The sequence below is a fragment of the Acinetobacter sp. VT 511 genome (assembly GCF_001077515.1).
In the GTDB taxonomy this organism is placed as follows: domain Bacteria; phylum Pseudomonadota; class Gammaproteobacteria; order Pseudomonadales; family Moraxellaceae; genus Acinetobacter; species Acinetobacter schindleri.
This window is the reverse complement of record NZ_LFRE01000094.1, coordinates 1-12,732: the sequence shown is the minus strand read 5'-3', so window position 1 is coordinate 12,732 and position 12,732 is coordinate 1. Positions and strand designations below refer to the sequence as shown.

The following is a 12,732-nucleotide window of genomic DNA, read 5'->3' as shown; positions in this document are numbered from 1 at the left end:
CGACTATGTTTGATCAAATTGTTAAGCTCTCGATCAAGAATCGATGGCTTGTACTGATTGTCTTTCTGTTTATTGGCGCATTTGGTGTTTATAACTATTTTAAACTGCCGATTGATGCTGTACCTGACATTACCAATGTACAAGTCCAAATCAATAGTGAAGCGCAAGGCTTATCTCCAATGGAGATGGAGTCACAAGTGACCTATCCAATTGAAACGGCTTTGGCTGGTATTCCTAATCTTGAATATACACGTTCTGTGTCGAGATATGGGCTATCGCAGGTTACAGCAATTTTCAAGGAAGGCACGGACATCTATTTTGCTCGTCAACTTGTAAATGAAAAGTTGCAAGGGGTTACTCCAACACTTCCGACTGGCATATCGACTTCAATGGGGCCTGTTTCAACAGGGCTTGGCGAAATCTTTATGTACACTGTTGAGAATGCAAAAGATAATCCAAATCCATTATCTCCCACTGAATTAAGAACTCTGCAAGATTGGGTGATTAAACCACAGCTTCGAAATGTTGAAGGTGTGAATGAAATCAATACGATTGGCGGTTATCTAAAACAATTCGTGGTACAGCCGGATTATGCATATTTACACAGCATTGGTTTAGATCAGCAGGATATCTTGGATGCTATTTCTAAAAATAGCATGAACAAAGGGGCTGGTTATATTGAGAAGAATGGTGAGCAGTATTTGATTCGCTCAGATTCTCAAATTAACTCAATTGAGCAAATTCAAAATATCCCTATCACGACAAGCAGCGGTTACATTCTGCGATTGAAAGATGTGGCAAAAATATCGATTGGTCACGAGTTACGTACAGGTGCAGCAACTAAAGATGGGCAAGAAATTGTCTTAGGTACTGCATTTATGCTGATTGGTGAAAACTCGCGAAATGTTGCTCATGCGGTAGATCAAAAGTTACAAAAAGTCCAAGAGTCATTGCCAGAAGGTGTTGAGGCAAAAGCAGTTTATAACCGTACAACCTTGGTTGATGCGACGATAGACACGGTGAAGAAAAACCTTCTAGAAGGTGCAATCCTCGTTATTGTCGTTCTTTTCTTATTTCTTGGACATTTCCGTGCAGCGCTCATCACTGCGATGGTGATTCCTTTATCAATGCTCATGACCATTACAGGCATGGTGAATCAACGAATCAGTGCAAACTTAATGAGTTTAGGTGCGCTAGATTTCGGGATCATTGTCGATGGTGCTGTCGTCATTGTTGAAGCTTCACTTGCAAAATTAGCGATGAAGCAAAAAGAGTTGGGCCGGATTCTGACGCGTAAAGAACGTTTTATTACCGTATTTGAAGCAACTAGAGAATCTCGAAAAGCGATTCTTTATGGTCAATTGATCATTATCTTAGTGTATCTGCCTGTCATGACGCTTACTGGTGTTGAAGGCAAGATGTTTACACCGATGGCAGCTACAGTTGTTATGGCTCTCGTGGCTGCAATGGTTCTTTCGATTACTTTTGTTCCTGCAATGGTGGCTTTAGTCACGACAGGTGAAATTAAGGAAGAGGAATCTAAGATTGTTCATTTCATTAAGAAAGTCTATAGCCCAATTTTAGATTGGTCATTGAGTCATCGTTATAAGCTGATTGCGTTCGTCGCTATTTTCTTTGTATTCAGTGCAAGCCTTTCAACTCGCTTAGGCTCTGAATTTATTCCCTCATTAGATGAAGGTGATGTGGCATTACATGCACTTCGAATTCCCGGTACTTCTTTAACTCAAGCTGTTGAAATGCAGTATGCACTTGAAAAGGAAATCGTCAAAATTCCTGAAGTGAAAACCATGTTTGCTAAAGTGGGTACAGCTGAAATTGCGACAGACCCAGTTCCACCAAACGTCGCTGATAATTTTGTGATATTGAAACCACGTAGCGAATGGCCGAATCCTGACAAAGAAAAATCAGCTGTTGTTGCCGATATTGAACGTGTAGCAAAAGGCGTTTATGGAAACAACTATGAGTTTACTCAGCCGATTCAAATGCGTTTTAACGAGCTGATTTCAGGTGTTCGTACAGATGTTGCAGTGAAGATTTATGGTGATGATTTAGATCAGTTACTTGAATCAGCCAATGCCGCTGCGAAGATTCTTGAAGGTGTAAACGGGACTGCGGACTTAAAAGTAGAACAGATGACAGGTTTACCGATGGTCTCTGTCGAACTGAAAAAAGACATGATTGCCAATTATGGCTTAGATGCTGAGGATGTGCAGGAGCAGGTTTCCAGCCTGATCACAGGCCAAACCGCAGGTAAGGTTTTTGAGGGGGATCGTAAGTTCGACATTGTGGTCCGTATGGATCAAAACTCTGTCACCGATTTAGAGAAGCTTTACCAAGTTCCAGTGAATTTACCTGATGGTTCGAGTGTACTTTTGTCTGAACTGATCGAATTGAAGAATGTTCAGGGTCCAAACCAAATTTCACGTGAAAACGGTAAACGCCGAATTGTAATTACTGCCAATGTTCGCGGTACGGATATCGGAAGTTATATCGCAGAAGCCCAATCTAAACTCAATGCTGACTTTAAATTACCTGAAGGCTATTGGCTGACATGGGGCGGTACATTTGAACAAATGGAATCAGCTTCAAATCGTCTAATGATTGTTGTCCCTCTGGCTTTGATCTTAATTTTTGCCATGATCTATATGGCATTAGGAAATGTCAGAAATAGCGTGCTGGTATTTACAGGTGTCCCATTTGCATTAACCGGAGGTGTGATTGCATTAGCTCTGCGTGATATTCCATTCTCTATTTCAGCAGCAGTTGGTTTTATTGCACTTTCAGGTGTTGCTGTGTTGAATGGTTTAGTCTTAGTTTCTGCTATTCAGCGATTGAGAGATCAAGGTGAGGGATTACTTGAGGCTGTTAAACAAGGTGCTTTAGGGAGACTTCGTCCAGTACTAATTACCGCTTTAGTGGCATCTTTAGGCTTTATCCCAATGGCACTAAATGTGGGAATTGGATCTGAAGTACAGCGACCAATAGCGACTGTTGTGATCGGTGGAATTATCTCGTCAACTTTATTGACGTTGATTATTTTGCCTACGCTATACGTTTGGTTTAACCAAGGACGTAAAAAGCAATCAGATGATTTTTCTGAGCAGCAAGAAGCCTAGGTGAAATTGTAATGATAGGTATAGTGAGAGATAGGAAATTTAGAAATTTGATGATGTGGGTTATCTGCATCATCAGTCTTGCACTATGCCTGCATGTTAATACGCACAATGCAGAGGCGACATACCCAGAACATACGGTTTATGAATTTGAAGGCGCACATTTTCACGATGTACACCAAAAGCAAAACCATATTCATCATGATAATTTTCATGAGCATTTTGGTGGAGATCAGTCTGGTCAATCGATGACTTTGTTATTTACTTTCGCCTTTATTTTGATCCCAGATAGAGTGAAAAATTATCTCTATCTAATGATCAGCCGTATTTTCAAACCTCCCAAAACATCACTAGAAAATTTTCTTTTTTAGTTAACTTTGGAGTTTGATTTACATGCAATTTATTTTTTCACAATGGGTGAGACTTAAGGCATTTTTAAAGTTTTTGATTACTTTAAGTGCTGTGTTGATGAGTCCTGCACTTTTTGCCCATGGCGTGGCGGAAGGTGACAAAGGCTATATTCAAGAAATTTATGGGGTACACATCATTCCCTTTATATACCTAGGGGCAAAGCACATGGTCACAGGTTATGACCATTTGTTATTCCTCGTCGGGATTATCTTTTTCTTATATCGCATGAAGGATATTGGCTTATATGTCAGCCTTTTTGCGATTGGTCACTCTGTGACAATGCTGATTGGGGTGTATTACAACATTTCCATGAATGCATACATTATTGATGCAATTATTGGTTTTTCTATTGTTTATAAAGCCTTGGATAATTTAGGTGCTTATCAGCGTTGGTTTGGTTTCCAGCCCAACACTAAAGCAGCGACGTTAATTTTTGGTCTGATTCATGGCTTCGGTTTAGCGGTAAAAATTCAAGAGTATGAAGTTCCGGCAGATGGTCTATTGGCAAACCTCATTGCATTTAATGTCGGGGTAGAGCTTGGTCAATTTATGGCTTTAGCGATGATTTTGCTGTTGATGACAATGTGGCGAAAAACGCCGTATTTCTTCAAAACAGCTTATCAAAGCAACGTTTTTTTAATGTTCCTCGGCTTTTTACTTGTGGGCTTCCAGCTTACTGGCTTCGTTACTCAATAAGGATTTTCAAATATGTACAACGCTCAAATTCCACAAGATGTTGAATTACCTTCTGCAAAGAAACTTGTTAAATCAACTATTATCGCTGCAGTGAGTGCTGCAGTTGTCTTAGTTACAGTTGTTATGCCAGCTGAATACAACATTGATCCTACTGGGGTTGGTAAAGTTCTAGGCTTAACCACGATGGGAGAAATTAAGCAATCTTTGGCTCAAGAATCTGAAAATGGTATGGGAATGGCTGCTTCAAACACGATATCGAGTGAAGCTGAAAGTGACCCTAATATCCAATCATCTATGCCAATAGGTGAGACAGAAAAAATGACTATGCCTGCAATTCAAAAGCAGCAGATGACAGTTGAGTTGAAGCCCGGACAAGCTACTGAAATTAAGTTGGCGATGCCGGAAAGTGCCAGCGTGAATTACACATGGACGACATCAGGCGGTGGGCTTAATTACGATACGCATGGTGATCCAGTGAGCGCTCCTAAGGGCTTTTACCATGGTTATGGCAAAGGACGTAATGAAACTCAGCAAACAGGTACATTAAAAGCGGCTTTTGATGGTAAGCACGGCTGGTTCTGGCGTAACAGAACTGAAAGTCCTGTTTCAGTGACATTGGAAGTTGAAGGCCAATTCAGTGATATGAAGAAAGTGTTTTAAGTTTTAAAAAATCTCCTTGGAATAAAATCCAAGGAGATTTTAATTGGCATTGATTTTAGAAATCAAAATTAGGTTCTAAAAGGAGTTCCTAAAATGCTAGAAGTTTTAAAAAATACAACGTATAGGCATTTGTTCTTAGCCCAAGTCATTGCACTTATTGGAACAGGTCTGATCACGATAGCTTTGGCTTTACAAGCGTATGACCTTGCTAAAGGTGAAGCTGCTCAGGTCTTAGGCATCGCTTTGGCTATAAAAATGATTGCTTATATTGGGGTTGCACCCATCGCTTCAGCGTTTGCTGAAAGGTTGCCGCGTAAAAAAGTTTTAGTGGGCTTAGATATCATCCGTGCCTTGACTGCTTTATGTCTGCCTTTCGTGACTCAGATTTGGCAAATCTATATTTTAATTTTTATTCTGCAATCTGCATCAGCTGCATTCACACCTACTTTTCAAGCCATGATTCCTGATGTATTGCCTGAAGAAAAAGATTATACCAATGCTTTGTCTCTCTCTAGATTGGCCTATGATTTAGAAAACATTATTAGCCCAATGTTAGCGGGCTTTTTACTCGGATTTATCACTTATCACAATCTATTTTTAGGTACAGTGATCGGCTTTATAGGTTCAGCACTTTTTGTTGTCAGTGCAAAATTGCCCGCAGCTACAGTTCCTGAATTTAAAGGGGTGTATTACCGAATAAAACAAGGGGCGAAAATTTATTTTAATACTCCGCGTTTAAAGGCTCTCCTAGCGTTAAACCTTGCTATAGCCTCAGCAAGTGCTGTGGTGATTGTAAATACGGTTGTACTCGTTCAATCAACCTTTAAGCTAAATGAACATGCCACCACTTGGGCCTTTGGCTTGTTTGGCTTAGGGTCTATGCTTTCGGCATTTATATTGCCTAATATTCTGGATAAATTTAACGATCGAGCTGTGATGTTGAGCGGCACAGCTGTATTAGTCGTTGGCTTATTCTGTGGGTTTTTTATTAACTCATACAACGGGCTATTAGCTTTATGGTTTATCTTGGGAATAGGTTACTCAGTATCTCAAACGCCTACAGGTCGGTTAATTCGTAAATCTGCATCTAGTGAAAATAGAACTTCATTATTTGCCGCGCAGTTCGCTTTTTCACACGCATGCTGGTTGATTGCTTACCCTTTAGTGGGTTGGCTGAGTACCAATTTTGGAACACTCTTTACATTCGTGCCTATGGCGGTTATTGCTCTGGTGGCAATGAGTATTGCCTTTATGATTTGGCCAAAACAAGATGATTCCGTAATCGTACATTCACATGAAGATTTACCAGCGGACCATGAACATTTACTCAGTCATAATCATGATGGTAAGCATGTACATGACTATGTGATAGATGAATATCATCAACATTGGCCGAAATGATTGTTGGCTTATATTATTCTTTTATCAGCGCATTTGGGGCAGCTATGTTGCTCCCTTAACTTGCTATCTTAGAGGTTGTACAATGGCTATTAGGTGTAGTAGGGCTAATTGTTCGCAATATATTTATCCCATTCAACCTGAAAATCATGTGCCAATTTATCTAGTTTGGTAGCCTTTAAATTATTGATAAGTAACAGTTGGGCTTCAATGAATGCCTGATCCAGAGCTTGGTTTACAACTAATTCAACTAAACAATCAGGCTGTTTATTTTCGTTGCCAATCGCAAAAATTGAAGGCTGACCTACTGCTACATAAACATCATACAAAGAGATTTCACTTAAAGACTTAATCAAACTCCAACCGCCGCCCGGTCCCTTTTCTGAATCAACAAATCCATGCTTCTTTAAGCCAGACATTGTTCTACGTACAACAACAGGATTCGTCTCTAGCATTTCTGAGATGTGATCTGACGTGAAAGGCTTGTCTTCACGTGCCATATGTAGAAGTACATGAAGCATTCGAGAAAGTTTACTGTCTTTACGCATAGTTAAATCTAGATATGAATGGATTGAATAGATTGTAACATTTAAAGTTTCATATAAATTAAAAAAATGATATAGTAACTTTAAAAGTTACATATTTGGTGTCTTTGGAATGAACTATGAAGTTGTAATTATTGGCGGTAGCTATGCAGGTCTTTCTGCTGCATTACCTTTAGCACGTGCTCGTCGTCAAATTTTGATTATTGATGCAGGACAGCGCAGAAACCGCTTTGCAGAGCATTCACATAACTTTCTAACCCAAGATGGTCGTGCACCTGATGCAATTGCGTTCGAGGCCCGCGCACAAGTTGAAAAATACTCAACAGTTTCATGGTTATCTGGAACAGTAACGGATGTAAAAGCTATAGATGGTCAATATTTGGTAAGTGCTGGAGAGCAACAGTTCCAAGCAGAAAAAATCATTATTGCCACAGGCGTAAAAGATGAATTACCTCAAGTTGAAGGCTTAGCTGAACGTTGGGGTAAATCGATCTACCATTGCCCTTATTGTGATGGATATGAATTGAATATGGGTGAGGTCGGTGTGCTTGCATCGGGTATGCATTCATTACATCAAGCATTGATGTTGCCTGATTGGGGAAATACAACATTATTTTTAAACGATGCCATCAACGCTGAACAATTAGATGATGAACTCTTGGCGAAACTCTCTAAGCGTCAAATTGTCATAGAAACGCGTAAAGTTGCACGTATTGAAAACCATTGTGACATCGTATTTGTAGATGGAGAGCGTACAACTTTAAATGGTCTATTCGTGTCTACAGTCACTCGTTTACAGGCAGATTGGATTCGTAATTTAGGCTTAGACATTGACAGCAATGAATATGGTGAAGCGATTAAAACCTCTCCTGCAAAAGAAACCAATATTAAAGGTGTGTATGCATGTGGAGATGTGACTCGTTCTGGCGGTTCTGTTGCTTTATCTGTCGGTGATGGTGCAATGACAGGAATCGTGGCACACAAGTCTTTTATTTTTTAAAGTAAGGTCAGTGATCATGTAAAAAAGCCCAATTATAATGGATTGGGCTTTTTATGATTGTTTATGATGCAGACTCAATAAATAATTAATAAATCAGTAGTTTTATAAAGAGTATTTTGTGCTTGGAGCTATATTCTCATTTATTCCAAATAATTTTGTCTTTTTAATTATAACGACTTAATAGAGCTAAAAACTCTTTTAGCTCTTCTTCATTAATTGCTTCTTTATCCTTTATAACGTGCTCTTTCAAATGTGCTTCAATCAATTGATTCATTAATCCATTCACAGCACCACGAACGGCAGCGACCTGTTGCAGTACGTCTATACATGATTTGTGCGGGTCAGCCAAACTCTGCTCAACGGCGTTGATTTGTCCTTGAATACGCTTAACCCGGTTTAAAATTTTTTTGTCTTGATGCAGATGAGACATAGCGTTTCTGTCCAAATTAAATATACTATGGGGGAGTATTATTGATGGCATAAAAAAATGCAATATCTAAGTAATGTTAAAAGTAACCATACGCATCAATTCGATGAAGGTAATCCACTAGCACAGAAGAAAATTTTAATTGCGACGATCCTGACGGGTGTCATGATGGTCTTTGAAATTTTTGGAGGATGGTTCTTTAATTCGATGGCTTTACTCGCTGATGGCTGGCACATGAGTTCACACATGCTGGCATTGGGCTTAGCATATTTTGCATATCGCATGGCACGTAAATATTCACAAGATCAGCGATTCTGTTTTGGTACATGGAAGATAGAAATTTTATCCGGATACTCTAGTGCGATATTACTCATGGTTGTGGCATTGTTTATGGGAATACAATCGGTAGAGCGCCTATTTAATCCCGTTAATATTCACTATAACGAAGCAATATCAATCGCAGTGATTGGTCTTGCTGTGAACTTTATTTGTGCTTGGTTACTACATGATAGTGGGCATCACCACCATCATCACCACGAACATGATCACCATCATGATCATGGACACCATCACCATGATGAAGATGGGCATCATGAACATGATTTAAACCAGAAAGCAGCTTTCCTACATGTTGTTGCAGATGCCGTGACTTCTGTATTAGCAATTATTGCATTATTTGCAGGTAAATTTTTTGGCTGGGATTTCTTAGATGCAGTTTTGGGTATTGTAGGTGCTTTTCTAGTCGCACATTGGTCTTGGGGGCTTATTCGCGAGACAGGCAAAACTTTACTTGATGCTGAAATGGAACATCCAGTTGTTCAGGAAATTCAGGAAGTCATTGAAGACTTAGATAGCCGAATCGAAATTACTGATATTCATGTATGGAAGGTGGGTAAAGGTAAGTTTTCTTGTATCTTGTCACTTGATGTAAGCAGTTTAAATATCACGGCAGATGAAGTAAGAAAAGCCTTATCTATTCATGAGGAAATTGTGCACGTTTCAGTAGAAATTAATATGAGTTCTAGACTCCAAGCTGCAGTATAAAAAATAGATAAAAAGGAGCAGCTCATTTGAGCTGCTCCTTTTTTTATATAGTTAGTTTAATGACTAGCCCTAAAATTGCAGCGGCACCGATGACTCTTAATACACTTTGATTGAACTTAAAGAGAGCAATACAAGCGAGTATGGTTATCACCGCAGCTATGTAGTCAAATTGTCCTTCAAACCCTTTTGGCCATAGCACATGGTAAGCAAAGAAGAGGGCCAAATTAAGAATTACGCCTACAACAGCTGCGGTAATTGCTGTCAGTGGTGCAGTAAATTTAATTTGATTATGAGTAGATTCGATTACGGGTGCACCACCGAGAATAAACACAAACGAAAATAGGAAAGTGAACCAAGTAACAATTGTTGCTCCAAAAGCACCCGCTAAAAACTTATGTTCAGGCCCTAATAGGTCGAGGTTGTAACCGCCCATAAATCCTACAAAAGCAACGACCATAATGAGTGGGCCGGGTGTACTTTCACCCAACGCTAAACCATCGATCATTTCGGTTGGCTTAAGCCACTCATAGAAATTAACAGCACCTTGATATACATAAGGTAAAACAGCATAAGCTCCGCCAAAAGTCATCAATGCAGCTTTGGTGAAAAACCAAGCCATTTGTGTATAGGCGTGAGACCAGCCATAAGCTACCGTTAGTAATGCTATAGGGAGACACCACAAAATAATTGCAACAACCAGTAATTTAATCAAGCGAGACCATTTAAAAATGGCATGTTCAGGTGTGGGCGTATCATCATCAATGAATGCTTTCCCGTAGTCTTTGAGGCTTGATGCATGAGCATTGCTTGTAAATAGTTTTGGGTCAAATTTACTTAAGAGATAACCACTTAAAGCAGCGAGTAGCACAATAAGGGGGAAAGGAACATTAAAGGCAAAAATGAGAATAAATGCTGCACATGCAATAGCATACATATATTTATTCTTCAGTGACTTACTGCCAATACGATAGGTTGCATGAAAGACGATAGCGGTGACAGCAGGTTTGATGCCATAAAAAAGCCCTGCAATCACAGGTACATTTCCAAATTTTGCATAGACCCATGAAAGACCGATGAGAATAAAAAGGGAAGGTAAAATGAAAAATAGTCCGGCTATGATACCGCCTTTTGTTTTGTGCATTAGCCAGCCAATATAGGTTGCTAATTGTTGTGCCTCAGGCCCCGGAAGCAGCATGCAGTAATTGAGCGCATGCATAAATCGCTTTTCAGAGATCCATTTTTTTTGTTCTACCAATTCTTGGTGCATGACAGAGATTTGGCCTGCAGGACCACCAAAGCTGATAAATCCGAGTTTAAGCCAAAACAGTATGGCCTCTTTAAAGCTGATCTCTGGATTAGGTTCGATATCTGTGCCGCTTAATTTGCTCATGTGGCATCTCCTGTCAAATTAGTGTAGAGACCGTCAAAAATATGATTAGAGAGTTCAAAAAGTTGGTCATCATCTTTGATTTGGCAACGAATGCCTTGAATAATCTTTTCTAAACCTAAAGCTTCAGGAGGTTCAATCCCGCCAACATCAAGGTAATGTACGATTTCGGCGATTTTCTTTAAAGCAGGGTTCTCTAAATTAAAGCTATGTAAAAGTACTTCGAAGGTCACCCAATGGTTGATGTGAGTGAAGGTTGCATTATCGAAATCAAACCCTAATGCCTCTTCTGGGCAATCGAGAGGGGTATCTAACCAAATAAATGTAGGATTGGAGTCGATGAATGTCTTAATTAGCCATGCGGAGGATAAACGGTCAATCCATGGCCTTTTTCGAGTAGCCCAGTTCCTGTTTTGGTAGTTTTCTTTATCTAGAGATTGGATATTGGCTTGTATAGCTTGAGGTTCATTTGTTTCACCAAGACGTGCAATTGAAAGCTCTAATAAAGAAAGTTCATTTAAAACCTGGCCTTGAGTTTCATCAGGGTAATAATCAATCTCTACAAGTGCATTAATACTTTTTCTCAATTTACGAACTTGCTTTAGCAGTTCCTTCTTTTCATCTTTAGTCTGACTTTCTCTTAACTTAGTGAGTTGTTTGTATAGGATGTCGTATTCTTCTTTTCGACTGAAAAGAGTGGAAAGCTCAAGATTTAAAGGTTGCTCTGCATTAAATATATAGGCAGTCCCTTGTTCTGAAATAACGTCATGAGCAATAGGCTCAAATTTTTCAATATGAGCAATGGGGAGTAGATAGACTCCATCTCTAAGGGGTGCTGCACCACTGGCTTTGATAGACCGCCATACTCTCATACGAGTAGTTGTATTTTGTGTGGGCAGTGAAGATATGAGTAAGCTTAATTTCATGTAATGTACTCTACATATTTGTTTAGTATGTTACATTTAAATAGATTGAAGGCAAATATAAAGAAATGATTTCTTATATTAGAAGAAAGATTAATGGGAATGATGGGGCAGTAAGTATGTAGTACGACAAAGCTTTAGAGGAAAAAAATGAAATTAGTTATTCGAATAATATTTTTTTGATAGTATTAGAAGGCGTAATTTATAATTTAAATTTAATACTTTATTTAAAGTCAAATGATTGATCTTAGGGGTTATTGTGATAAATGTAAGTAAGTACAAACGGCAATTACTTGCGTTGGATGACACTGAACTTGAAGAATTTGTACATGATTGGATAGCAAAAAAAGTTCAGATATATGTTGATCATGATAATTTTACCGGATCTGGTGATATGGGGAGAGATGTTGTTGGATTCTTGACAGAAAAAAGACATGAAGGGGCTTGGCATAATTATCAATGTAAACAATATAATAAAAAGATAACTAAACCATTAGCTTTATTGGAAATCGGTAAAATTTTATATTACGCATCTCAAAAACAATTTACGATACCTGAGAAATATTATTTTATTGCTCCAAAAGGAATTAATCGCCCCCTAGAGACATTGATAAATAACCCGTCCCTGTTTAAAAAAACTCTTATAGATGAATGGAAAGAGTGTTGCGAAACAAAAATAGTTAAAAATTCAAAAGTAATACTAAATGAGGAAGTTTTGGCTGCTATTGAAAATTTTAATTTTTCAGGTATTAAAGCTTTGCAGGTAACGCAGATTTTAAGTGATCCGGATATAAATTCCGTTTTATACAAATGGTTTAAACATGATCCAGGTACTGCTCCAAAAGGGACTGTTCCTCTGGAAATAGAAAAAACAGAACAAGAGTATGTAGGGCAATTACTATTCGCTTATGGTGAGCGCTTGGGGAAAGAATTTAAGACCCATAAGGATATTGAAGGTGATAAGGCTCATTTTAGAAGCTTTCAAATGCAAAGAATACTAGGCGAATTCAAACATGAGGTGCGACAGTTTCAAAAGCCATATGATAATCAACAAGCTGAGCAAATTTCTCTAATGGTGTAAGCCAATCTAACGCCTTTCTAGGACGA

12 protein-coding genes are annotated in these 12,732 nt (G+C 38.8%); 8 read left to right on the top strand and 4 right to left on the bottom strand.

Annotated elements, in window-relative coordinates; translation table 11 throughout:
- The first annotated feature begins 5 nt into the window (after nt 1-5).
- The 5 genes from ACS72_RS14620 (at nt 6) to ACS72_RS14600 (ending at nt 6,302) form a co-directional block, all read left to right on the top strand.
- Nucleotides 6-3,137, top strand: coding sequence for an efflux RND transporter permease subunit (locus tag ACS72_RS14620; RefSeq protein ID WP_048882495.1), 3,132 nt, complete (start codon nt 6-8; stop codon nt 3,135-3,137).
- Between the two features lie 11 nt (nt 3,138-3,148).
- On the top strand, nt 3,149-3,505 hold the full coding sequence (locus tag ACS72_RS14615; RefSeq protein ID WP_048882494.1) for a hypothetical protein: 357 nt from the start codon (nt 3,149-3,151) through the stop codon (nt 3,503-3,505).
- Between the two features lie 22 nt (nt 3,506-3,527).
- Nucleotides 3,528-4,241: a HupE/UreJ family protein gene (locus ACS72_RS14610; RefSeq protein WP_048882493.1), complete on the top strand. Its 714-nt coding sequence runs from the start codon at nt 3,528-3,530 to the stop codon at nt 4,239-4,241.
- Nucleotides 4,242-4,253: 12 nt separating this feature from the next.
- Nucleotides 4,254-4,901, top strand: a complete 648-nt coding sequence (locus ACS72_RS14605; RefSeq protein WP_048882492.1) for a hypothetical protein — start codon at nt 4,254-4,256, stop codon at nt 4,899-4,901.
- 93 nt (nt 4,902-4,994) lie between these two features.
- On the top strand, nt 4,995-6,302 hold the full coding sequence (locus tag ACS72_RS14600; RefSeq protein WP_048882491.1) for an MFS transporter: 1,308 nt from the start codon (nt 4,995-4,997) through the stop codon (nt 6,300-6,302).
- A gap of 104 nt (nt 6,303-6,406) precedes the next feature.
- On the opposite strand, the gene ACS72_RS14595 is transcribed toward ACS72_RS14600, so the two are convergent.
- Nucleotides 6,407-6,847, bottom strand: a complete 441-nt coding sequence (locus ACS72_RS14595; RefSeq protein ID WP_048882490.1) for an Rrf2 family transcriptional regulator — start codon at nt 6,845-6,847, stop codon at nt 6,407-6,409.
- 109 nt (nt 6,848-6,956) lie between these two features.
- On the opposite strand from ACS72_RS14595, the gene ACS72_RS14590 reads away from it, so the two are divergent.
- Nucleotides 6,957-7,844, top strand: coding sequence for an NAD(P)/FAD-dependent oxidoreductase (locus ACS72_RS14590; RefSeq protein WP_048882489.1), 888 nt, complete (start codon nt 6,957-6,959; stop codon nt 7,842-7,844).
- Nucleotides 7,845-8,007: 163 nt separating this feature from the next.
- On the opposite strand, the gene ACS72_RS14585 is transcribed toward ACS72_RS14590, so the two are convergent.
- Nucleotides 8,008-8,274, bottom strand: a complete 267-nt coding sequence (locus ACS72_RS14585; RefSeq protein WP_048882561.1) for a metal/formaldehyde-sensitive transcriptional repressor — start codon at nt 8,272-8,274, stop codon at nt 8,008-8,010.
- Between the two features lie 57 nt (nt 8,275-8,331).
- Between ACS72_RS14585 and dmeF the strand changes: the two genes are divergently transcribed.
- On the top strand, nt 8,332-9,315 hold the full coding sequence (gene dmeF, locus ACS72_RS14580; protein ID WP_048882488.1) for a CDF family Co(II)/Ni(II) efflux transporter DmeF: 984 nt from the start codon (nt 8,332-8,334) through the stop codon (nt 9,313-9,315).
- Nucleotides 9,316-9,358: 43 nt separating this feature from the next.
- Here the strand turns inward: dmeF and chrA are convergent, their stop codons facing one another.
- Entirely contained in the window at nt 9,359-10,705 is a 1,347-nt protein-coding gene (gene chrA / locus ACS72_RS14575) for a chromate efflux transporter (RefSeq protein ID WP_048882487.1), read from the bottom strand.
- Nucleotides 10,702-11,628: a chromate resistance protein ChrB domain-containing protein gene (locus tag ACS72_RS14570; protein WP_048882486.1), complete on the bottom strand. Its 927-nt coding sequence runs from the start codon at nt 11,626-11,628 to the stop codon at nt 10,702-10,704. Before ACS72_RS14570 ends, chrA begins: the two co-directional genes overlap by 4 nt.
- Nucleotides 11,629-11,884: 256 nt before the next feature.
- On the opposite strand from ACS72_RS14570, the gene ACS72_RS18060 reads away from it, so the two are divergent.
- Nucleotides 11,885-12,706, top strand: coding sequence for a hypothetical protein (locus ACS72_RS18060; RefSeq protein WP_048882485.1), 822 nt, complete (start codon nt 11,885-11,887; stop codon nt 12,704-12,706).
- Nucleotides 12,707-12,732 lie beyond the last annotated feature (26 nt).